15 protein-coding genes and 1 pseudogene are annotated in these 24,095 nt (G+C 44.8%); 6 read left to right on the forward strand and 10 right to left on the reverse strand.

Annotation, left to right across the window (positions count from 1 at the left end):
- Positions 1 to 33: 33 nt before the first annotated feature.
- A complete protein-coding gene (gene galU / locus MKX30_RS16480; protein WP_028542106.1) occupies positions 34 to 915 on the reverse strand; it encodes a UTP--glucose-1-phosphate uridylyltransferase GalU in 882 nt (293 codons plus the stop codon).
- 188 nt (positions 916 to 1,103) lie between these two features.
- Here galU and MKX30_RS16485 point away from each other — a divergent pair, with 188 nt between their 5' ends.
- Positions 1,104 to 2,135, forward strand: a complete 1,032-nt coding sequence (locus MKX30_RS16485; protein ID WP_076294076.1) for a glycosyltransferase family 2 protein — start codon at positions 1,104 to 1,106, stop codon at positions 2,133 to 2,135.
- A 14-nt stretch (positions 2,136 to 2,149) separates the two neighbouring features.
- Positions 2,150 to 2,587: a GtrA family protein gene (locus tag MKX30_RS16490; RefSeq protein ID WP_223821961.1), complete on the forward strand. Its 438-nt coding sequence runs from the start codon at positions 2,150 to 2,152 to the stop codon at positions 2,585 to 2,587.
- A 136-nt stretch (positions 2,588 to 2,723) separates the two neighbouring features.
- Here MKX30_RS16490 and MKX30_RS16495 read toward each other — a convergent pair whose 3' ends face one another.
- From MKX30_RS16495 to MKX30_RS16505, 3 genes are all read right to left on the reverse strand, one after another.
- Positions 2,724 to 5,234, reverse strand: coding sequence for a U32 family peptidase (locus MKX30_RS16495; protein WP_341063017.1), 2,511 nt, complete (start codon positions 5,232 to 5,234; stop codon positions 2,724 to 2,726).
- A 762-nt stretch (positions 5,235 to 5,996) separates the two neighbouring features.
- Positions 5,997 to 7,910, reverse strand: a complete 1,914-nt coding sequence (locus MKX30_RS16500) for a stalk domain-containing protein (protein WP_341063018.1) — start codon at positions 7,908 to 7,910, stop codon at positions 5,997 to 5,999.
- 48 nt (positions 7,911 to 7,958) lie between these two features.
- A complete protein-coding gene (locus tag MKX30_RS16505) occupies positions 7,959 to 9,203 on the reverse strand; it encodes a S1C family serine protease (protein WP_023990600.1) in 1,245 nt (414 codons plus the stop codon).
- Between the two features lie 359 nt (positions 9,204 to 9,562).
- Between MKX30_RS16505 and MKX30_RS16510 the strand changes: the two genes are divergently transcribed.
- Positions 9,563 to 11,188, forward strand: coding sequence for a nitrite/sulfite reductase (locus MKX30_RS16510; protein ID WP_053326214.1), 1,626 nt, complete (start codon positions 9,563 to 9,565; stop codon positions 11,186 to 11,188).
- Positions 11,189 to 11,300: 112 nt separating this feature from the next.
- Here MKX30_RS16510 and MKX30_RS16515 read toward each other — a convergent pair whose 3' ends face one another.
- From MKX30_RS16515 to uvrB, 3 genes are all read right to left on the reverse strand, one after another.
- The gene (locus tag MKX30_RS16515) at positions 11,301 to 12,512 is read right to left on the reverse strand and encodes a hypothetical protein (RefSeq protein ID WP_053326215.1); all 1,212 of its coding nucleotides are present in this window, start codon (positions 12,510 to 12,512) and stop codon (positions 11,301 to 11,303) included.
- Between the two features lie 410 nt (positions 12,513 to 12,922).
- Positions 12,923 to 15,784, reverse strand: coding sequence for an excinuclease ABC subunit UvrA (gene uvrA, locus MKX30_RS16520; protein WP_023990603.1), 2,862 nt, complete (start codon positions 15,782 to 15,784; stop codon positions 12,923 to 12,925).
- A 172-nt stretch (positions 15,785 to 15,956) separates the two neighbouring features.
- On the reverse strand, positions 15,957 to 17,948 hold the full coding sequence (gene uvrB, locus MKX30_RS16525) for an excinuclease ABC subunit UvrB (RefSeq protein ID WP_023990604.1): 1,992 nt from the start codon (positions 17,946 to 17,948) through the stop codon (positions 15,957 to 15,959).
- Between the two features lie 208 nt (positions 17,949 to 18,156).
- Between uvrB and MKX30_RS16530 the strand changes: the two genes are divergently transcribed.
- Positions 18,157 to 18,984, forward strand: a complete 828-nt coding sequence (locus tag MKX30_RS16530) for a flagellar motor protein (protein ID WP_023990605.1) — start codon at positions 18,157 to 18,159, stop codon at positions 18,982 to 18,984.
- Entirely contained in the window at positions 18,968 to 19,783 is an 816-nt protein-coding gene (locus MKX30_RS16535) for a flagellar motor protein MotB (protein ID WP_013312222.1), read from the forward strand. Before MKX30_RS16530 ends, MKX30_RS16535 begins: the two co-directional genes overlap by 17 nt.
- Positions 19,784 to 20,019: 236 nt before the next feature.
- Here MKX30_RS16535 and MKX30_RS16540 read toward each other — a convergent pair whose 3' ends face one another.
- Positions 20,020 to 20,247 (reverse strand): aspartyl-phosphate phosphatase Spo0E family protein, encoded by a 228-nt coding sequence (locus tag MKX30_RS16540; RefSeq protein ID WP_023990607.1) that lies wholly within the window; start codon positions 20,245 to 20,247, stop codon positions 20,020 to 20,022.
- A gap of 204 nt (positions 20,248 to 20,451) precedes the next feature.
- A complete protein-coding gene (locus tag MKX30_RS16545) occupies positions 20,452 to 21,861 on the reverse strand; it encodes a DNA-binding protein (RefSeq protein WP_028542115.1) in 1,410 nt (469 codons plus the stop codon).
- A gap of 254 nt (positions 21,862 to 22,115) precedes the next feature.
- Between MKX30_RS16545 and MKX30_RS16550 the strand changes: the two genes are divergently transcribed.
- Entirely contained in the window at positions 22,116 to 22,496 is a 381-nt protein-coding gene (locus MKX30_RS16550; protein ID WP_341063019.1) for a helix-turn-helix domain-containing protein, read from the forward strand.
- Between the two features lie 88 nt (positions 22,497 to 22,584).
- Here the strand turns inward: MKX30_RS16550 and MKX30_RS16555 are convergent.
- A pseudogene (locus tag MKX30_RS16555) lies at positions 22,585 to 23,981 on the reverse strand (DNA-binding protein).
- Positions 23,982 to 24,095 lie beyond the last annotated feature (114 nt).

Here is a 24,095-nt window from a genome sequence, read left to right on the forward strand (position 1 = left end):
TTTATTTTGATAAGGTGAGGTTAGGTGAGCTGTCTATTTTTGTTGGTCAATCTTTTCAATAACCTGTCTCATATAAGCCAGTACTTCATCCTTGATTTCGTTATGCTGCAGAGCATAATGAATAGTAGTTTCAATGAATCCCAATTTCTCGCCAACATCATGGCGATTCCCGTCAAACTCGTAGGCCAGGATCGGATTCTTTTCTCCCAGCTTGGACAATGCGTCCGTCAATTGAATCTCCCCGCCTACTCCCGCAGATTGCTGGCCCAGGATATCAAAAATATCAGGCGTCAAGATATAACGTCCCATAATCGCCAAGTTGGAGGTTGCTTCTTCCTTCTTTGGCTTTTCTACCAATCGTTCCGCCTCAGAGATTTTGGAAGTAAGTGCATGACCTTCAACTATGCCGTAACGATGTACCTCGTTCCAATCCACTTGTTTTACACCTACAACAGAACGCTGATACTCATCGAACACGTCTATCATCTGTTTGAGGCACGGATTCTCAGACTCAACGATGTCATCCCCTAAAAGGACGGCAAAAGGTTCGTCACCGATAAACTTACGTGCACACCAGATAGCGTGCCCCAACCCTTTGGGTTCCTTTTGACGAATATAGTGGATATCTGCCATCTCCGATGGTTTACGCACTTCATTGAGCAGATCCCATTTTTCCTTCGCAGTCAAATTATGCTCCAGCTCAAAGGAGTAGTCAAAATGATCCTCAATCGCCCTTTTGCCTTTACCAGTAACGATAATGATATCCTCTATACCAGATGCAACAGCCTCTTCAATAATATATTGAATTGTTGGTTTGTCTACAATGGGAAGCATCTCTTTAGGCATCGCTTTCGTAGCAGGAAGGAACCGGGTTCCTAATCCCGCAGCAGGAATAATCGCTTTACGGATTTTCATAGGTTAAAACTCCTTTTCAACAAAACTCACTAAATTATTCAATAATTCGATTAACGTTTGTAAATTGCTAATAGTTTATTATAGCACTTAGTCATTGCAATGTTATATACTTTAAGTAAACCATATTATAAACTAAAAAAGATAGAAATTTGAGTACCAGATATGCCAAAATTTGAGGAGAGAGTTCTTTGGATTCAATAATCAGTAACCCTGTTTTAACGTTAGTTATTCCCTGTTATAACGAAGAAGAAGTACTGCCTGAAACTATAAGCAGACTTACGGTCATTCTTGAGGAGTTGGCAGAGAGTCAGCTCATTTCTAAACATAGTAAAATGTTGTTTGTTGATGATGGTAGCCGTGATAAAACATGGGACATCATAGCATCATATAATCTAAAAAATCCTTTTGTCAGTGGTCTCAAATTGGCGAAAAATGCTGGCCATCAAAACGCTCTATTATCTGGGTTAATGGAAGCTAAAGAGACATCTGATTGTGTAATATCCGTTGACGCCGACCTGCAGGATGATCTCAATGCCATCCGAGAATTTATAATAAAATTCAAAGAAGGTTATGACATCGTATATGGGGTTCGAAAAAGTAGAACCACCGACACATTCTTCAAGCGTTCAACAGCCCAAGGCTTTTATCGTGTTATGAGTAAAATGGGAGTCAATATTGTATACAATCATGCGGATTACCGTTTAATGAGCAAAAGAGTTCTCCAGGAATTAAGCAACTTTAAAGAGGTCAATCTCTTTTTACGTGGTCTAGTTCCGTTAATAGGTTATAAGTCTACTGAAGTTTATTACGATCGACATGAACGCTTTGCAGGAGAATCCAAATATCCTTTAAAGAAAATGCTCGCTTTTGCTTTTGACGGAATCACTTCATTTAGTATAACCCCAATCCGGCTTATCTCAGCTGTAGGTTTTGCAATGTTTGGGATAAGCTTATTAATAGCTGTGTATACCATTATTAGTAAGCTCCTTGGAACCACTGTCTGGGGCTGGTCTTCTTTAATGTTGTCCATCTGGTTTATAGGTGGTCTACAACTTGTAGCACTGGGGCTCATTGGCGAATATATCGGTAAAATATATAAAGAGGTAAAACAAAGACCCAAATATATTATTGAGACCCTATTAGATTCCCAAAGTACCCTAGATACTGAAAACACAAAAAAAGTGAAAAATAGTGAAAGGGAAGCTGTGGCTGTCCAATAAACAGATGCGAACAGGTGACTAATTTGACTTTATTTCAGAATAGCTTTTTCCGTTTTCTTGTCGTAGGTGTCCTAAATACAATATGCGGCATGTCCGTCATGTTCTTGCTCTTTAATACTTTAGGGACTAACTACTGGTTATCGACCTTTATTGGTAATTCTGTAGGTGCTACTGTAAGCTATTTCTTAAACAAAAGATTTACTTTCAAAAACAATGCAAGCCATGGACAAACCATTTGGAAGTTTGTCTTTATCATATTGATATGCTATTTGCTATCGTATTGTCTCAGCTATCTAATCAGCCACTTCCTGATCTCAAGTCTGAGTATTAAAAACAATGCAATTTTAGGCAATCTGTCCATCTTAATCGGGAATATCTTTTATACTTTAATTAATTATGTCGGGCAAAAGTTCATTGTTTTCTCCAAAAAAACGAAAGCCCAAAAAGTATAACGATACGAGATTCATAGTAGTTCAGATGAACTTATTGATAAAAATAGGGTATGTGCTCTCAACGCACATACCCTATTTTTTCTTTTTCTACGTTCAAATATCAAAATAAATAACTGTGATAACCTATAGCATCCTTTTACTTCACCAGCTGCCCACGTGTAACACCCAACTGATTCGTTGCTTTAAGCGTCTTCCATACTTGTGTTCCGCTGATTTCTCCGCGCAGGGCACGGTTATAGAGATCAATAACCTCATGCACTTGCTCCGGTGTCTCCTCCAAAAATTCCACGCGGTAACGGGACACGCCCAGCTCCAGGAAGTTGGACAGGTATTCGGCGCCGGATTGCTCAATCGCGTTGTACACCGTGTTGCGGCAGCCTTCGTCCACACGGACCGGATGAGACATACCAATTCGATCACGCAGGGATGCGCGATGGTCCTCACAAGGACGTCCACAGTTAGTGTAGTCGGTGCCTTCACTCATAAAGGTACAGTATACGCAATGTTCAGTATGGAACATTGGCATATGCTGCTGGATCACGATCTCCAGCTTATCGGTACGCGTACGTCTGAGCATATCAACCATTTGCTGAATGTTCAGATCGTACGAAGGCGTAACCAAGTCGCAGCCGGAATCCAGGAACAGATCAGCCGCTTTATGATTGGCTATATTCAGCGAGAAGTCACCAATCAATTGCGGGTGATGTGCTTCCGGGTTCTCCAACCGATGTCGCAAGTAGAAATAGAGTGCCCCTGGATTGCGTACCAACACAGCATCCGGCTTCAGGCGCAGGATGTTGTTGTGGTAGCCATTTTCACCCGGCATGTGGATACGCGGGGTCGCTAGTGCAATTCGGCGGCCTACAGCATGCACAGCCTCTACGGCTGCCGGGAATTGCTTGATGAACTCGAAATCGGCGTAAATGAATTCCACGCCGGCCTCAAGCGCAGCCTCCACCTGAGGGAGGCTACGGCACAGCGCGGTCAGCTCTGCCTGACCGCGTGCCACAGACGATGCCGGAGTCGATGCATCGTCATACACCTCGACCGTCCGCTTCGTGTACACGGGCGGTTTGGGGCGCTCGCCCGCGAGCAGTTCCACCGCCTGACGGCGGATACCGTTCAGCTCGCGCATCGGCACGATGACGTCCCCATGCAGATGGACGTCCAGCTCTTCCAGCTGGAACACCGTTCCGCCCAGTCGGCCGAACTGCTCTTCGAGCAGTTCGTGCGTCATCGGACGCTTCTGGGCAATCTCCAGTTCCAGCTCAGAGTCCACGCGGACCGTTGTGCCCTTCTGCACGTCGGTCCACCACGTCGACAGCGGTTGCCCCGGGGAGCCGCTGACCCGCACATGTACCGGGAAGACACGGTACGGCTTGTCCGTGTCATACGACTGGCGCAATCGCTTGTCCAGCGCCGGGTCGTTGGTCTTCCAAATGCGGTCGCCCACGTGTACACGGCGCAGATCCACATCATTGCGTCCCGCTACGATGTCAATGATCCAGCCTTCTCCGGCTTCGCCTTCAATCTTCACGCCCTTGCGACGGATATCGTATACGCGTCCGCCTTCTTCTTTTTGCGTGGGATCTCCCGCATCGAATACAATACCATCGCCACGCTTGAGCGGTGCATCAATACGGCAAACTACGCCATCACGAAGGATTTGTTCCACTCGCCCAAGATACACACCCCGGCTTTTCGGGAACGTACCGTCAACCAGCTTCTTGTTATTGGTTCCTTCGAGAAAACCGTGCGTAAAGCCGCGTGAAAAGCTCTGCTGCAGCTCGCGAATATCTTCTTTGCTGGTCTTGGACGTATCGCCATCAAAATACTTATCAATGGCCTTGCGGTACTTGCTGACCACATTCGCCACATATTCAGGTGTTTTCAGTCGCCCTTCAATTTTAAAAGAAACAACACCCGCGTCGATCAGTTCAGGCATCAAATCGATCGCTGCTAGATCCTTAGGTGAAAGCAGATACGTCACATCTGCCATTGGTTTCTGCTCTCCATCCACCATCAGATCGTAAGGCAAACGACATGCCTGTGCACATTCACCGCGGTTAGCAGAGCGGCCGCCCCACATTTCTGAAGTCAGGCATTGGCCAGAATAAGATACGCATAACGCTCCATGTACGAATACCTCCATTGGAAGTCTCGCCTGGTCGCCTATTTTTTGGATCTGTTTCAGGTTATTTTCGCGTCCAAGCACGACCCGTTCCATATTGTACGGCTTTGTAAACTCTACCGCTTCCGGCGAGGTAATCGTCATTTGGGTAGAACCATGGATCGGGAAATCTGGTGAAATGTCGCGGATCATTTTCACCAAGCCCATATCCTGGACAATTAAGGCATCGACTCCAGCATCAATACAGGCATCGACCAGCTCCTTAGCGTCCTCCAACTCGTTTTCAAATACCAATATATTGAATGTTAAAAAACCTTTAACCCCATAGCTATGCAAAAACGCCATAATTTCAGGCAGTTCCTCCATGCGGAAATTATTCGCCCGTGCCCGTGCGTTGAACTTTTCCACCCCGAAAAAGATCGCATCAGCCCCGTTTGCCACCGCCGCACGCATACAATCCCAGTCACCGGCTGGTGCCAGAAGCTCAACATCTTCTCTTCGTACTACTGATTTCATCTTTGTCCTCCCTATATGGAGAAATAACTGATTAACCTTGAGCTAAACGTTATTTTCCAGAGCAGCGATGCTGCTTATTTTATAGCCCTATGAATTATCATCCTATCCGATCATCCCTACTCTGAACCACTAGCTCGAGGGATAAATGGCATCCAACTCAAAAAATCCGCATCACGAACATTTGCGGCATAATCATTCTTATCTTGTAACTAATCTAGTGTACCAGACTGCGCCCCAAGCTTCTACACTTTCCAAGCGATTCCTCGTAAAAATCTCTTACTAAAACATAAAAAACACCCCCATTCCCGTCAAACGGTACTTTGGAGGTGAAGAATCATATAAAACAAGAGGAACAACGAAGTAAACAGTGCTATTCAGCAGGAAGCCAAATGGAGATGGAGACTAGGCAACTTAGACGCGCTAGTAGGCCTAAGCCTTTTAGAAAAAGGCATCCTTGTGGTGATACCAGCGTACTAGCCATGAATCCGAGAAAAGGCGTTTGCAGGTCTAAGTACCGTAAATAGCTGCCTTCGCTCTTCCCTGCTTACCTCACTCTTTAAAAAGATTGGAAATCTTATGGCGGGCGCCAGCGAAGCGGGCCATTTGAATCCGAAGAAGCGTCAGCGTTCGCCTTTGACCTGGGATTCTTACATATTAAATCACTTATACAATCCAAGAATCCCGGGTCAACAGCGATCGTAGGATCAAATGGCACGCGTAGCCTCTTCCCACCATACCTCGCGAATCTTTTACCCACACCCTCTACTTCACAAAATTAAACGAATTTAACGTCGAATCCAGTGCGTTAGACTGTACAGCCGTGTTGTTCGCATCATTCAATGTCGTTGTCACAGTATACGTTTTTCCATCACGTTCCAAAACCAATTGGTGGCCTGTGTAGCCAATGCCTTCCTCTATACGATGGAATGTAAAGGACACTGCCGGAACACCAGCAAACGTTACGTCCTTAACCTCCTCGACTTTGAGGTTTTTGTAGTTCTTTGCTTGCTTATCGTAGAAGTCCTTGAGCTGGGATACCGTTAGTTCAAATGACTGGTCGTTGTCGATTTTGACGGAAAAACGTCCTCCAGTAAACTGGTACTCTACATCGCCCAATTCAAATTGATCGCTAATCGCGGTCCAATATCGTGGGATATTCACCGTATATTCATAGGCTTTTGACGTCTTTTTGACCGTTTTCGTTTTATCCGTCAAATAGTCGTCTTCTTCCAACTGTCCAAAGTTACTCGCTACGGTTTGAAAATCGATTTGAAGCGAGGAAATGAGCGCGTTGAACTGATCATTTCCTTTGCTTACTTTTTCAGGCACTGCGTATTCAGCCAAATAGCGGTATCCATTTTGCTGAATCAGCACGTTGTACTCCTTGACCCATCCATCGCCAAAATTATAACGGTACTCCTGTACTAACCCTTGAACGCCTGCAACCTCCAGCGGATACGTCTTCTGTGCCTCATAAGCCGTGGACACAAAGGAATCGCTCAGCCATTTTTGCAGCTGCTGGCCCCAGTTCTCCAACTTTCCATCCGCTGGAGCTGAGGTTATTTTCACGCGGAAGCTCGATCCATCATTACTTTCATATTGCATCCGTTGATCGTCCATTTTCCAGCCTGCGGGTATGCTGAGTGACACACCGTAGTCTGGATTCCCGGCCTCGCGTGTGCCTCCTACAACAGTAGACAAGTCTTTAATACTTTTATCCTGCGCATTAAAGGAGGTCTTGAAGGAATTTAAAAGTCCTGCATACTGGGCCAGATCTTTATAATTCGTTGCTTTAGCATCGGAAAAATAAACTACATACAATCGTCCGTTGTCATAGTACTGACGATTTTCCCACAATACGCCGTCCCCATCCTTCGTAATGACACGAGCATAAGGTACCTTCGCTTTCGGGAAGGATTTTCGATCGATCACAGTTTCTCCCGTTTCCTTGGCTGCCTGCACTAATTGTTGCAACAGATCGTCCGCATTCAGTGGAACCGGCTGTGACGCTGTGTGCACCTCCATATAGTAGGCACTGTTCTCATCCATAAAAGTGGAGATACTCTCATCTCCACCTCCCTGACCGATGACGAGCCCTGTTGGATAGTTCATAGACCAGTCATAGTAACTGTTCCCGATCTGCGTCTTGCCCTCATCATTATCAATGTTCGGTGTCTCTTCAGCTACCGTGCCCGCCTCTTCTTGTGCTTTCATCCGAATAATGATTCCGGCACCATTCTTCTCCAACTTACCGCCAAGCCCTTCTGCTACTTGACGCAGAGGCACCATGAGGATACCTGATGACATTTCCGGTGGAGCTGGAAGTGTTACCTTGTGACCTCTCACCCATGCTGTACGGCTACCAATGGTTAGCGAAACAACATGAGTTCCGCTGGTGATTTTAACCACATTATCTTCAGCCAATCGGATTTTGCTGTTAAATGCCTTTTTAAACACACCAGCCGGAACCATCAGTGCACCACTTTTGGAATAGGGCTTCGTGATATTTGCATTTTGGCCGTTTACGACGGCTGTATTGCTGCCGCTTTGCAGACGCAATTCCAGCATGTTTTTATCTTGATCTGCTGCAACTGCTGGCAAAGCAGAAAGCAGAAGGGACAATGCGACAGCGCCGACCCCCAGCTTACGCATCATTTTTCTTTGAATATGCTTCACAGTAAATCTCCCTTTAGCTTTATTTTATAGATTCAAGAGCCGTTATTGTCACTTTCCAGTAGTTGCCCCTTGAGCTGGCTCCGATGTTTCCTTAGAAAGCGCTATGCCACCATCTTCAGCGGCTTCCGAACCGTTCGAATCTTCACCATCTTCCCCAGACTGAATGGACTCATAGATTTCACCATTATCCTGTGTCAGTACCAGCTTGCGCTTCACAATATCACCGTCCGACTGCATAAGCACATTCACCGTTTGACCCGGTTGATAGTTTTTAAGTAGCTCATTGACGTCAATGGCCGAAGCTACACGCTTACCGTTAATACTATACAGCTCATCGCCTTCCTTGATTTTGGCCTGAACGGCATTGGCTGAAGTAATTTTCGTAACTTTCAAAGGATCCTCGGTAGGTAATCCGACGATAGCTGACCAGCTCTCTTCCAGCCCTAGACCAAGACTGGCGCGCCGAACCTCTCCGTATTTGAAAAATTGGCCGATGACATATTTCACTGTATCCGACGGAATCGAAAAGCCCATATTTTCAATACCGACCGCCGAGAATTTCATCGTATTGATCCCGATGACCTCACCCTTGAGATTGACCAGCGGACCGCCGCTGTTACCAGGATTGATCGCGGTATCGCTTTGGATCAAACGATAAGCAGCGTTGACACCACGATTCAGCCCGCTAACGACACCCGAGGTTGCCGAATTGCGAAGTGAAAAGGATATAGGCGTACCAATAGCCACTACCTGCTCACCTACCTGTAGACTGTTCGTTGAAGCTGCCAAGGTAGCGGGTTTGAGGCCGCTTGCCTTGATTTTGACTAATGCCAAATCACTGATCGGATCGCTGTAGCTGTCGGTGATTCCGTAAGATTTTCCGTCCGAGGTTACAACCACGGCATCACCTAATCCTTCGATAACATGCGCATTCGTCACAATCCATCCATCTGTACGAATGATGACACCCGTGCCGTGAGCCAGATTGTAGCGATCTCCTCCCGCTACGGTCTCTCCCGTGGCTGAACGGCCAATGATACCGACCACAGAAGGAGATACATTTTTAACAACCTGCGGCACACGATCGGCCGATAACGTATATGTACCATTTGCGCTGTTATATGCGCCGCTGGTTCCTAATGCTTTATTCATATCGCTTACGTTAACATAGACCCCACCATTAATGACTTTGGCCTTTAACGCAGTTCCACTGCTAGCTGCACCTGCCGTTCCAGAAACACATAGAGCGCTGCCCAAAGCCAGAACAACTGCCCTTTTCCCCATCTTACGCATATACTCACCATTTCCTCTCTTACATGACCCTGTTCTATCAGTTAGTCCAAATCTACCATAGAGGGGACACGTATACAATCGCTTTAAGCCCTATCTTTTTCTAAAAGGCTCCGTTTGCTACATCCCTGTCCTCTCATGCTATTTATATTATAAATTTTCCAAATCCTTATATCAAAAAAATAAGCAAAAACGATAAATAATCGTTATACCAATTAGGTCATTCCTTCGTTTACGGGCATAACCAACTATGATACCATCACATTATATCTTAGTTTTATTGTCGGAAATAAAGAATAAAATCATGAGTCCTCTATCCAAAACACTAAAGTATAAATAAACACTTGAAGGAGGTTAAAAGAATGGCCTACGAACCAATCTGGAACGCTCATCCCGATAAGCTTAACAAATTCGAGTTGGTCAAACTGGAAAAGGACGGTCTTGACGTTATCCGTACCATTATCGAAAACTATGCCAACGATGGCTATGACTCGATCTCTGCGGACGATATGGACCGTTTCAAATGGGCTGGGGTATATCAGCAAAAGCCCAAGGATGGTCATTTCATGATGCGGGTCCGCATCAACACAGGGATCATGACTTCAGCACAGGCACATGCATTGGCGGACATATCCGCGCTATATGGACGCGGTCTTGTGGATGTCACCACTCGCCAGGCGATTCAATTTCACTGGCTGACGGTCGAAAGCTTGCCCGATATTTTCGAAAGACTGGAAAAAGTCAATTTGTATTCCTTTGAAGCCTGTGGAGACTGCCCGCGTACCATTGTCGGTAATCCGCTGGCTGGCATCGATCCCAATGAATTGGTGGATACCCAGGAGATTGTAGATGAAGTAAATCGTTTTTTCTTATTAAACCGAGACTTCTCCAATCTGCCGCGTAAGTACAAAATGTCTATCTCCGGTAATACGTACAACAATGCACAGGCTGAAATTAACGACCTGTCCTTCACTCCGGCCACCAAGATCCTCGATGGAAAAGAAGTGATTGGCTTCCATGTGATGGTTGGTGGAGGTTTGTCCGCCAAGCCGCATATGGCACAGTCTCTGGATTTGTTTGTTCGTCCTGAGGAAGTACTGAAGGTTGCTATTGCTGTCACCACCATTTTCCGTGATTACGGCTATCGGGAAAAGCGGCACCATGCCCGTTTGAAATTCCTCGTTGCCGATTGGGGCCCGGACAAATTTCTGGCTAAGCTCACCGAGTACATCGGTGAAATGCCCGGACGAGGCGAGGACAAAACAATTGGCTGGCAAGCCGCCTATTTTGACGGTGTGCATCCTCAAGCCCAAAAAGGCCTGAACTATGTCGGTCTGAACGTGCCTGTCGGTCGCCTTAGTGCTGACGAGTTGCATGAACTGGCCGAACTGGCTGACCGCTATGGCGATGGGCAGATTCGTACCACGATGTCGCAAAATATTTTGCTGAGCGGCGTGCCGAATGAGCAAGTGGATGAACTACTGGAAGCCCCCGTGCTGCAACGCCTGACACCACAGCCCAAGCATTTTATGAGCCGTACGGTATCGTGCACAGGAAATGAGTTTTGCAATCTGGCGATTGTGGAAACCAAAAAACGGGCGGTTGACGTCGCCGAGTATTTGGATCAGCACGTGCAATTGGATGAAAAGGTGCGCATTCATTTTATCGGTTGCCCGAATTCCTGCGGTCAAAAGCATATTGCGGACATTGGTCTGCAAGGCTCGCTCATAAAGACACCGGAAGGCTTGGTCGACGCGTTCGACATCGCTGTCGGCGGAGCGCTTGGAGCAGGCGCCCAGTTTAACAAAGCGCTCAAAGGTCGCGTACGCGGGGATCAGGTTGGACCTGTACTGGCAGAGCTCATTCTGTTCTACAAAGAAAACAGGAGCGCTGGCGAAAGCTTTTACGCATATGTACAGCGTGTAGGGATTCCGACTTTTCAGGAAAAGCTGTCTGCTATTTTACAGTCCAGCCACGTTGCATCCTAAATATAGAGTCTATTAACAGCCTGCTTGTATGACATATACAAGCAGGCTGTTTCTTATCCTCATGGAGCCCCGCAATATTGTTTCCCTCACTTTCATAAAAAAAGACACCGGATTACTCCGGTATCAATATTTTCGCAAAATCGAGTACTGTTGGCTTATGAGCGCCTGTTGTAGATGTCACCACCGCGTAGCCTGAAGGTATCTTATATATCAATCCCGTATCATACCGGATGCCGAAGGAATTATCCTCCTTATAATGAGTCCTCGTTTCCCACACCTTCGTACCGTTTCCTTTCAAGCCTGTAATGGTGATGCCATGCATCTTCGTGGTTTTACCCAGTGGATCATATTGATCACTGAACTGGACATACAACTGCTCCTCAGGCAGATACACCCGATCAGCCGCATAGTCCTCTGTATTACTAAATAATTGCAGACCATTACTTAGCACCTGTGTACGCTTGCTGTTTCCTTTAAGCCCTGTTACAGCAATATGACCACTCGGCAACTCACGTACTGCGGCAATTTCTTTACCTGATCCTAAGTCCAGATGGATGTCACGGATATCGCGACCATATACATCTGCTTGTACCCCAACGGGACCATCTGAGCTGTTCAAAAGCGCATAATATCCATTGTGACTGCCGACGAGCCAACCCGAGGTCACTCCGGCCGTCGTTCGATTCCATTGTATATCGCCAGTTTCAGTGTATTTGAGTACAGTGAAGGACTGCTCCGCAAGGTTTAGATAGGAGACCAGGAAACTGCCATCCTCCAGTGGCTCCAAACCAACCTGAGAATCCTGCCCATAAGATATCAAGCCATCTGTGGGTAATGTTTTGGACCACAAGGTGTTTCCATCCTCGTCCAATCGTGAAGCCTGCACATCTCGTATTCCGTTCGGTTTTGTATAATCAATCAGAAACAGCAATCCCCCATCCGGCGTCTCCCGCTGGACTCCACTGCTGCTTGTTCCGGGTTGTACGTTCAGATCCTGTTGATGTTTCCATACAGCCTCCACAGAACTGTCCAGCTTGCCATATGTGACGTGTACTACACTTGCTTCTGTATCGTCCTCGACGTTCAGCATAAAGAACCCACCATTCGCTGCGGGTTGAATGTAATTGTGAGCGTTTCCTAAATCCTTAATACTACCAATTGCCGCACTTGTTTCGATTTCGGCTTGTTTGGGCGCAAACGCCTCGGACACCTCGGAGGCATAGGACGGTGCAGCACTATATCCCATCAAACATGCCGCCAAAGCAGCTCCTGCTGCCCATGTATACACACGTGTACGTAAAACTCTACTTTGCTTAACCTTCAAGCGTTCCAGCTCCCTTCATGACTTCCTCAGAGATGTTGTATGAACCTCTTAGATGTGATAAAACTACAGACGGTTTCGCTTCAACTTGTAATGGTTGTCACGCGGGCACGGAACTTCGTATGATGCTATATAATCATGAGTTATATATTTACCTCTTCAAGCCCGAGCCTAAACATCCAAAACTCCAAAATTTAGAGACCACTCAGAGACTTTCTGTCGATGAATATACGTATATACTTATTATTCCAGCGCTTGGTAAACTATGTGTCACATGCTTTAACGCAGGAATTTGATAAAAGTTTTCTTTTTTTACAAAAAAATAAAACCCTGCCAAGACGAAGGCAACAATACACTAGTTCGTATTCTGCCTTCCTGCCTGTGCAGGGGTTTTAAAACTATGCTAAAGGTATCTATAGATCGACTGTCTGAAGCGCTTGACTACGCTCTGTATCCCGTTCAAGGATCGGCTTTAAGTATCGACCTGTATAGGATTCTTCGACTTTCACGAGCTGCTCCGGTGTCCCGGTAGCCAAGATCGTTCCACCGCCACTTCCGCCTTCCGGTCCCAAATCAATTAGATAATCGGCTGTTTTAATCACATCCAGATTATGCTCAATGACCAGCACCGTCTCTCCTGAATCAACCAAACGATGCAGCACCGTCAATAATCGGTCAATATCGTGAACATGCAGGCCGGTTGTCGGCTCGTCCAAAATATAAATGGTTTTGCCCGTACTGCGACGATACAATTCGGAGGCTAGCTTCACACGCTGTGCTTCACCGCCAGACAAGGTAGTCGCAGGCTGACCCAGCTTGATATACCCCAAACCTACATCCATCAGTGTCTGGATCTTGCGATGAATCTTCGGAATATTTACAAAAAACTCCGTTGCATCCTCTACCGTCATCTCCAGCACATCGGCAATACTTTTCCCTTTGTATTTAACCTCTAGGGTCTCCCGGTTATAACGCTTGCCTTTACACACTTCGCATGGAACATACACATCCGGCAGAAAATGCATCTCAATCTTGATGATGCCATCGCCTCTACAAGCTTCACAACGACCTCCCTTAACGTTAAAGCTAAAGCGGCCTTTCTTGTAGCCTCGTACTTTGGCCTCGTTCGTCTGCGAGAATAAGTCACGGATATCATCAAATACACCAGTATACGTTGCAGGATTGGAACGCGGTGTACGACCAATTGGCGATTGATCGATCTCAACAACCTTTTCGATATGTTCTAGTCCGCGAATTTCTTTATGCTGCCCTGGACGTACTCTCGCACGGTTCAGATCACGCGCCAACGTTTTGTACAAAATTTCATTGACCAGCGTCGATTTTCCAGAACCAGATACACCAGTAACAGCTGAGAAAACACCCAACGGAATTTTGACATTCACATTTTTGAGATTGTTCTCCTTGGCTCCGCGAATCTCCAGCCATTTATCAGCAGGCTTGCGCCGCTCGGTATTGACCGGAATGAACTTGCGTCCGCTCAAATACTGCCCGGTTAAGGAATTCGGGTCTTCCATGACTTCCTGCGGAGTCCCCTGCGACATGATCATCCCACCATGGATTCCAGCTCCTGGCCCGATATCAATGATATAGTCCGCCGCCATCATCGTATCTTCGTCATGCTCCACCACAATCAACGTATTGCCAAGATTACGCATATGCTCCAAAGCACTAATCAGACGGTCATTATCTCGCTGATGCAATCCTATACTAGGCTCGTCCAAAATATAAAGCACACCCATCAGACTGGACCCGATCTGTGTCGCCAGTCGGATACGCTGTGCCTCACCGCCTGACAACGTGCCTGCCGCACGGCTTAAAGTCAGGTATTCCAGACCAACGTTAACGAGGAATCCCAGGCGGCTGTTAATTTCTTTTAAAATGAGATTGGCAATCGACTTCTCCTTCTCACTCAGCTCCAGTGTATGGAAAAAGTTTGAGGCTTCACCGATAGACAAAGCTGTCACAAAAGCTATATTACGCTCTTGAATGGTTACCGACAGGCTTTCTTTTTTCAGTCGGTGTCCCTTACAAGTGTTACATGGCTTTGCACTCATAAAGCCTTCAATAAATTCACGTATACCCTCAGAAGCCGTATCACGATAACGACGCTCCAGATTGGGGATAATCCCCTCAAAGGTCACATAGGCTTCCTTACGTTGACCAAAATCATTCTCATAGCGGAAACGGATCTTCTGCTCTCCCGTTCCATGTAAAATGAGGTTCATTTGCTCTGTCGTCAATTGACTAACAGGAATGTCCTGTGGAATACCGTAGTGCTCGCATACTGACTGTAAAAATTGAGGATAATAAGTGGAAGTTCCACCACTCCAAGCCTGAAAAGCCCCATCCTCGACACTTTTTTCAGGATCGGGAATGAGCAAATCAGGGTCAACCACCATTTTAACTCCTAACCCATCACAATCCGGACAAGCTCCGAACGGACTATTAAAGGAAAACATTCTTGGAGACAGTTCATCTATGCTGAATCCACAAATAGGGCATGCAAAGTTGGAGCTGAACCGCAACTCCTCTTGCCCCATAATGTCTACAAGCAACTGCCCACCTGAAAGATTTAGTGCCGTCTCAATAGAGTCGGATAGACGCGCACGCACATCTTCCTTGACTACGATGCGGTCTACGACCACTTCAATCGAGTGCTTCTTATTCTTTTCCAGCTCAATCTTCTCAGACAATTCACGTAGTTCTCCATTCACACGTACCCGTACAAAGCCCTGCTTGGCTATATCCGTGAACAGTGTTTTATGCTCACCTTTGCGGCCGGATACCAATGGAGCCAGAATCTGCAGTCTTGTCTTTTCAGGATACTGCAAAATGCGGTCCACCATCTGTTCAACGGTCTGTGAAGTGATTTCAATGCCATGTTCAGGACAATGAGGATGACCCACCCGGGCAAACAACAACCGCAGATAGTCATAGATTTCCGTAACCGTTCCGACGGTAGAACGCGGATTCCGACTTGTCGTTTTTTGGTCAATGGAAATGGCAGGAGACAGACCGTCAATCGAATCAACGTCTGGTTTCTCCATTTGCCCGAGGAATTGACGGGCATACGCAGATAAAGATTCCACATACCGCCGTTGCCCTTCCGCATAGATCGTATCGAAAGCCAGTGACGATTTACCTGAGCCGCTAAGCCCTGTCAGGACGACGAACTTGTCCCGTGGAATCGTCACGTCAATATTTTTGAGATTATGCGCGCGTGCGCCTTTGATGATGATGCTTTCATTCGCCAAATGTTTCATCTCCTTAGCCGTAGTTCACGTCATGCTATATCGCATTGGATTATCCCATGGAAGTGATATATCGCAAAGAGAACGACCACATAGGCCGCCCTCACTATTTTTAAAAGCAAAGCAATCAAACATTTTATTTTCATATGTTTTGCTTCTAGCTTATTCTCAATGTTTAATCAGCTCGCAACTCCAGCAAAGCATCACGCAGCTCGGCTGCCCGCTCGAACTGTAGGTTCTTAGCGGCGTCTTTCATCTCTGCTTCCAGACGCTGAATGAGTGATTGACGCTCCTTCTTGGAAAGTTTACCCGTCTCATTAGGAAGGTAATCATTCTTTGACTCTGCCACCTTGGTTGCTTCAATAACATCACGAATCTTTTTACGGATGGTTTGCGGGGTAATCCCATGTTCTTCATTATACTGAATTTGAATCGCACGACGACGTTCCGTTTCCTTTAGCGCTTTATCCATAGAATCGGTAATTTTATCGCCGTACATAATAACACGACCGTCACTGTTCCGTGCTGCCCGTCCGATCGTCTGAATCAGAGAGCGCTCAGAACGCAGAAAGCCTTCTTTGTCCGCATCCAAAATCGCGACCAGCGATACTTCCGGCAAATCAAGACCTTCCCGCAACAGGTTGATCCCAATTAGCACGTCGAAGGTCCCTAGACGAAGATCCCGCAAAATAGCCATCCGCTCCAACGTCTTAATCTCGGAGTGCATATACCGAACCTTGATGCCTACTTCTTTTAAATAGTCAGTCAAATCTTCAGACATCTTCTTCGTAAGTGTGGTCACCAGTACCCGTTCCTCACGTTCCATGCGAAGCCGTATTTCATTAATGAGATCGTCAATCTGCCCCTTGCTCGGACGCACCTCAATAATCGGATCAAGAAGCCCGGTAGGACGGATAATCTGCTGTACCATCGTTTCGCATTTTTCCATCTCATAGGGTCCTGGAGTAGCCGATACATAGACGATTTGACTTACCTTGTCCTCGAACTCTTCAAACTTCAACGGACGATTATCCAATGCAGATGGCAAACGAAAACCATGTTCTACCAGTACATTCTTACGTGCTTGGTCACCGTTATACATGGCACGAATCTGCGGCAACGTAACATGGGACTCGTCAATGACGATCAGCATATCATCCGGGAAATAATCCATCAGCGTATATGGTGTTGCTCCTCGCTCACGGAATGTCAGTGGACCTGAATAATTCTCGACGCCGGAACAAAAACCAACCTCTTTCATCATCTCGATATCATAGCGGGTACGTTGTTCCAAACGTTGTGCCTCTAACAGCTTCCCTTGCTCCTTCAACTCCGCTAACCGCTCTTCAAGCTCACGTTCAATGTTGACCAATGCTACCTTCATCGTATCCTCATGAGTAACGAAGTGAGATGCTGGGAAAATGGCAATATGATCACGTTCACCGATCAATTCACCCGTAAGCACATTAATCTCGGTAATTCGTTCAATTTCATCCCCGAACAGTTCTACACGTATAGCGTGTTCCCCTTGGGAAGCCGGGAATATCTCGACAACATCCCCCCGTACACGGAAAGTACCCCGCACGAAGTTGATATCGTTCCGCTGATATTGAATATCGACCAAGCGGGACAAAATCTGATTGCGGGGTTTCTCCATGCCGACTCTAAGCGAAAGCAGCAAGCTTGAATATTCTTTCGGGGAACCCAAACCATAAATGCAGGAGACACTCGCTACAATAATAACGTCACGACGCTCAAACAGAGAGCTTGTCGCTGAGTGGCGAAGTTTATCAATCTCCTCATTGATGCTGGAATCCTTCTCAATATACGTATCGGAAGACGGAATGTATGCTTCCGGTTGATAGTAATCATAGTAGCTGACAAAATAATCGACTGAGTTATTCGGAAAGAACTCTTTAAACTCACTCGCCAGTTGAGCAGCCAAAGTCTTATTATGTGCAATAACCAGCGTAGGCCGATTCAACTTGGCAATGGTCTGTGCGATGGTAAACGTCTTACCTGTTCCCGTAGCACCCAATAGCGTTTGATGCTTCTTTCCTTCTGCAATTCCCTCTACCAATTCAAAAATGGCCTGAGGTTGATCGCCTTGAGGTTGGAATTCCGACTGAATTTCAAAAGTCTTATCGCTAACAACGATATCACTCATTGCCCTGCATCACCCTTATCGTCTAAAATGGAAACATCATGATTTTACACCAGTCGAGCTTTAACGTCTTTACCTGTAACTCTATGTCGATATTTCCCGAGCAATGATACTTGGGAAATATGGTTGGATAAGAATGTTTGTTCCCGTATTATACCTCTTTCTTACCGTGGATGCAAACGATAAGTCTTGAATAGGAGTGAATTAAATTTTGGATATCACCATCGTATTGGGCATCATCGCCGGAATCATAGCATTAATCGGTGGCTTCTTATGGGAAGGCGGCGAATTTACAGGGCTGCTTCAAGGTACATCGGCTCTAATTGTATTTGGGGGAACTTTCGCCGCAGTTGTGATCAGCTACCCAGCTTCCAAGCTGAAGACGATCCCCACCGCTCTACGGATGGCATTTAGCCGTGAGGACAATCCTACGAAGCAATATATAGAAGATTTGGTTTCCATGGCGGCCACCTCACGCCGATCCGGTGTGCTTGCGCTAGAGCGTACTTCATCAGAGCATCCGAATGCATTTTTGCGTGAAGGTCTTCAGTTGGTCATCGACGGCACCGAGCAGGAGCAGATCAAACAGATTTTAGAGCTTGAGTTAGATGCCATTGAACACAAACATGAAGGGTACGCCAAAATATTTGAATCCGCAGGCGGTTATGCCCCTACGATGGGGATTATCGGTACTGTCATGGGCCTGATCCATGTACTGGGCAGCCTGACCGAGCCTACTGCGCTTGGTCCGTCTATTGCTGTTGCTTTTATCGCAACACTATACGGCGTTGCTAGCGCCAACCTGATCTTCCTGCCCATCGCATCCAAAATAAGAGCAGCCAGTGAGAGTGAAATTATCACTATGGATTTGCTGCTGCAAGGTATTCTGGCTATTCAAAACGGAGAGAATCCAAAGCTTGTACGCAAAAAGTTGGAGTTCTTTATCCGCTCAGAGCAAAATATAGATCGCAAACCGCCTCGTCGCTCGCTCACAGAGGACGCTTCTCCAAAGGAGGACTTCCATGAGAGCGCGCGGTAAGCGCCGTGGGGGTCAAGGAGGCGGCGGAGACCATCGTGACCGCTGGATGATTACCTATGCCGATCTGATCACCCTGCTGCTCATATTTTTCGTTGTGATGTATGCCATGAGTAGTCTGGATGCTAAAAAATACGATGTCGTTGTTCAATCCCTCCAGGATACGTTCCACAAAGGAGATTCTATTTTGGAGCAAGGCTCGGGCATTACAGGTACTGCCGATCGTTACACCAGCAAGAATCCACCCACGACCAAGCAACCGGCAGCCGATAAAAAGGAGGCTGGATCGACTAAGCTCACCGAACGTGAACAAGCATTTCGCACGCAGGAAAAAGAGCTGCAAAATTTAATGGGTGTCATTCAAGAATATATTACTGATAACAAACTGGAAAACCAGATTTTTGTGTCAGATCAGCCGCGTGGTATTGTCATTACGCTGAATGACCGCTTTTTATTCGATCAAGGTAGAGCTGCACTCAAACAAGGCTCTGCCAACACGCTATCCAAGTTGGCCAGTCTGTTTCGAGATTTGAAAACACCAATTAGCATTGAGGGCCATACGGACAACATTCCGTTTACGCGCTCCTCGAACTCATCGACGTATAAGGATAACTGGGAGCTTTCCGGCGCACGGGCACTATCTGTACTCCGATTCTTTCTCGACAGAGAGCAACTTTCACCCTCAGGATTTCAGTATGCGGGTTATGCAGATACCCGGCCGGTTGGTGACAATAGCACCGAAGCTGGACGACAAAAAAACCGCCGTGTCGAAATCACCGTACTACGCCAGCTTCAACAGTAAAACCCAAAAACCTCCTGAGTCACGCAATAACGTGAATCGGGAGGTTTTTTTGATACATATTCATCATTAATACATGGCTTCCGCTCTGATGTAGACGCAGAACAATAAACCGTACGAACAACATGTATAAGAGCGGCGTACGAGATGCAATAGAGATTATTTTGTTTATTCTATATCCCACTATGTATTAGAAGCCCTGGTGAAGTTAGGTTTTATCTTGTCATGATACTTGAAGATTAATAAGATAGGACAAGCTCGTGTTGCTTCTCTTGTATTTGTGAACTTTGGGGTATGCTCTGTTGTCTGCGATAGCTATATTTCCAGTCACTGTATTTATTAAGGAGTCGATCCAACTCCATGGACTTGATTAACACCCGCCGATCCTTCAATCCCACCTCATTCGCCAAATCATTTAGTTCCTTCCGCTTTTCTTCGATGCATTCCTCCAATTGTTTCCATTTCACATCAATAAACCTCCTGTTCGGTGTGGTATTTACATTAGTTTACAAGCTGATACCTTCCCTACAGGTTAAAAATATAATAAAACCCAATTCATCCCTTTAACGGGATGAATCAAAAAAACAGCCTTACCGAGGCTGTTTTTTGATAACTATTAACCGCCCATCCCATGGCCAAACAAAACAATGTTATGAGAGTATTCTAAAAAGCTAAAGAGCCCTATAATTAGAATGAACCTCAGGTTTTTTATTCGCACTTATCAAGACCTCCTCCATGATACTTTCATATTCTGATATTTGGTCTTTTGTTGCCTGCGCTCTAAATTTCCCAAATATTGCTGTGCAGATCATAAACTTTTCTTTGTTATTGATTTGAAGACATTTTCTCAAGCATTTTAAAACATAATAAATACCATTTTCATAGGAATGGCTATTAAACATATATATTGTTAGTTGATAACAAAAATCAGCATACGTATGATAACTAAATGATGGTTCATAATAACTGGTTTCCATAGATAATTCATCATTAAATGAGTTTAATTCGCGGGAAAACTGTTGGAGGATATTTTCAATTAAAAAACCATGCTTGTTAGCCGACTCTACTATCGTTAATAACCCTAATAAAATTTCTGGTGGGTTATTTTTTAAAAATTGAATATATATTGGCAAACTACCTGTATCGCCCATAAGAATTTTCAAGTTAAGTTGATTAGCATTTGCCCAAAGGGTGAACTTTTGTACTTCTTTTTGTCCAATCTCTCCTAAATTCTCAAACCAACTCAAATCGGCATAGCCAGAAATATACTTCATTGCTTCCTCATACTTCTCTTGTTTTTCCAGAGCATTACCCTTTATTAAGTAACCTTGACCATAGTAGACCACTAAATGTCTCTCAGTTTTCAATGTAACATTCTTTTTATTAGTTTCTCTGCTCTTACAAACAATAGTTGCAAGCGCTCTTAATTCATCTGCATAACGCTCTGTTTCTTTCCATTGATGCAAGTTGAAATAAAGATTTGACAGTTTAAGCAGACCATCTAAATGATATTCTAAGGGTACCCGATTTCTAAAGGGTACAAATCTTAGTGCGGCCTCCAAATTTCTTTCCATACTTTCACTAACAGAGATTGAAAAAATTCTATAATGACTGATTGCCAATCTCTCAGAATGTTGGTACTTTTCATTTTCAATAACACATTCATAGAAAGGAATAGCTTCCTTTAGCTTTCCTTCCTCATACAACTCTTCTGCTAAAGTGAAAATTGTAGGAATATGATTAAGATCCTCCATTAATCGAGATAGTACTTTCTCCACACACCTCAGATTCCCTACTTCAACACAACGAATCAGGAACGGCTTGACCCTTTTCCAATGAGGTCTTCCATCATAAAAACATTCATCCACATACAGGTCATACAACCAGCCTTCTGGATAATTAAATGCTTTGGTAATCAAGTCCATTTGTCTTACCGAGATAGGTTTAGGCGGATTGCCATTAAGCATAGCACTAAATATGCCCCGGTTAAGCCCCGTAGCTTGTCCAAAACTATTAAAAGTGTAGCCACCAAGTTTTAGTTCTTTCTCAATTTCCGAACGGATCGTGGTTGCATTTTCCAATAAAAACACCCCCGGCGTATTCAGATGATTTTAAAAATCACCCTCCTCGACAATCAATTACAATATACTAGAAATTATATGAATAAATTGGATGGTGGTCAACCCCTTTTCTACACTGTTTTATTATATTATGGAATTTGATGTTTATTAAATAGTTCTCACAAGAACTAAATATATAACAATTTAGGCAATTCAATTACCTCCACGCCTGATCTGGCTTTGTCTACACTCATACTATAGGAGTGTGGAGGTCTATGGAAACGACGAAACTTATAGGAACGAAAATTCGCCAATTTCGAAAATTGCGTGGTATTACACAAGAACAGTTAGCAGAAGCATCCGATTCAACAGGTTCCTATATCGGCAAGTTGGAGCGCGGTGAGGTCAATGTGCAGATCAAAACACTGGAGAAAATAGCAGAGGCGCTGAACACGAACGTATTTGCATTTTTTGACTATAATCCATATGAAGAACTCAAAAGCCAGCCCTGGATTTGGGAATGCATTCATATACTTTCCCAGCAGAATGAAGCAGGGCAAAATAAAGCTTATCGCATATTGAAGGAACTGTTCTCTTCTTCACAAAGCGAGCCTTTGGAGAGTAGCTCCGACACCCCTGATACACATGAGGAATAGTAAATTTCACTCAATTAACATGCACGAAAAATTAAAAGAGCTATGTGATCTTCTACTCTAGGTAGAGAAACATAGCCCTTTTTTTGCTCTAAGAGGTCATTTGCCTCATACTAATTTCCACTGCTTGTATCACTTTTTTATATTCTGTTCGTTGTTCTTCGGTCGAGTGATCCTTATATTTCTCAAATAATAGCGTGATGGACTTGATATAGTAATTCTTATCGTTTAACTCTGAGGAGGCTTTTAAACTAATCAGCATACTGTCTATTGCCTCGGTATAGCTTCCTTTACTGAAATAGTATCGACTAAGCTCAAGAAAAAAACGAGAATATGTCAGCAGATCATTATTTGTTTGATAATACGAAATATTTGTATGTAGCTCCCTAAATTCATTAATATTCTCAGCAAAAAGAACCAGAGTTTCGTCTACTGAGTAACGGTAATGATTGGCCGATTCTATAATAGTCAATAGCCCAAGTAATATTTCCTGAGGATTATTTCTAATAAGTTCAACATAGGCAGGCAAACTAGCCGTATCCCCCATCAGAATTTCTAAATTCAAACGGTTTGCTATTCCCCATATTTCGAATTTCTGTGCCTCTATCATTCCAATCTCATCCAGACCTTCAAATCCAGTTAGATTTTCATAGTAAGGTATGAACTTCATAGCTGCTTCATATAGCCCTTGTTTTTCGAAGGAGTTTCCCTGCATTAAATAGGCTTGACCATAATAAACGATTAGATGTCTTTCTGTATTTAAACGTATAACTCGCGATTCTTCGCCCTCGCTTGAGCTTGATGCCAATAAATGCTTGTGACTAGTACCTCAAGTTCCTTCGCATAGTGTATAGCCGCCTCATAATCATAAAATTGGAAATATGCATTAGTCAATTTTAACAACGCGTCTAATTGGTAATTCTCGGGAAGATTCCTCCGAAACGGTGCAAACTTTATAGTTGCTTGACGATTATTATCCAAGTCAGTATTCAGAGAATAACAAAACAAACGATACTGGCAGATTGCCAACCGCTCCGAGTGGTAATATTTTTCATTTTCAATTACACACTCATAAAAGGGAGTAGACTCCTTTTTCTTTCCTGCTTCGTGTAGTTCTTCTGCAAGCTCAAATATCGTCGGTACATAGGACAAGTCCTCGGTTAGTCTTGACAGTACCTTTTGAATACAGTCTTCCCTCCCTAACTCTACACAACGTAATAAAAAAGGCTTAATCCGTTTCCAGTGTCCTTTTCCCTCATAAAAGCATTCATCTATGTATAACTCATACAGCCAGCCTTCGGGATATCCCAATGCCTTGGTAATCAAGTCCATCTGCCGAACCGAGATCGGCTTGGGTGGGTTGCTGTTAAGTATAGTGCTAAATATACCACGGTTAATTCCAGATACTTTACTGAAGCTGCTAAATGTATGCCCCCTTTGCTTTAGTTCTGTCTCTATCTTCGAGCGGATCGTAGGTGTATGTTCCATGCTAATCCCCCTCTTTAGCTTGAAGAATTATATTTTTCGTCTCTCCTAACATTATAAGGTAATTTTAGTTCGTGATTTCTTAAACCTGAATATAATAATCAAACATATCTCTTG

It is taken from the genome of Paenibacillus sp. FSL P2-0173 (assembly GCF_038008045.1).
GTDB lineage: Bacteria > Bacillota > Bacilli > Paenibacillales > Paenibacillaceae > Paenibacillus > Paenibacillus polymyxa_B.

Coding starts and splice junctions, on each gene's coding strand:
- galU (WP_028542106.1), bottom strand. CDS start 915: ATGAAAATCCGTAAAGCGATTATTCCTGCTGCGGGATTAGGAACCCGG.
- MKX30_RS16495 (WP_341063017.1), bottom strand. CDS start 5,234: ATGAAATCAGTAGTACGAAGAGAAGATGTTGAGCTTCTGGCACCAGCC.
- MKX30_RS16505 (WP_023990600.1), bottom strand. CDS start 9,203: ATGCGTAAGATGGGGAAAAGGGCAGTTGTTCTGGCTTTGGGCAGCGCT.
- MKX30_RS16510 (WP_053326214.1), top strand. CDS start 9,563: ATGGCCTACGAACCAATCTGGAACGCTCATCCCGATAAGCTTAACAAA.
- uvrB (WP_023990604.1), bottom strand. CDS start 17,948: ATGAGTGATATCGTTGTTAGCGATAAGACTTTTGAAATTCAGTCGGAA.
- MKX30_RS16535 (WP_013312222.1), top strand. CDS start 18,968: ATGAGAGCGCGCGGTAAGCGCCGTGGGGGTCAAGGAGGCGGCGGAGAC.
- MKX30_RS16550 (WP_341063019.1), top strand. CDS start 22,116: ATGGAAACGACGAAACTTATAGGAACGAAAATTCGCCAATTTCGAAAA.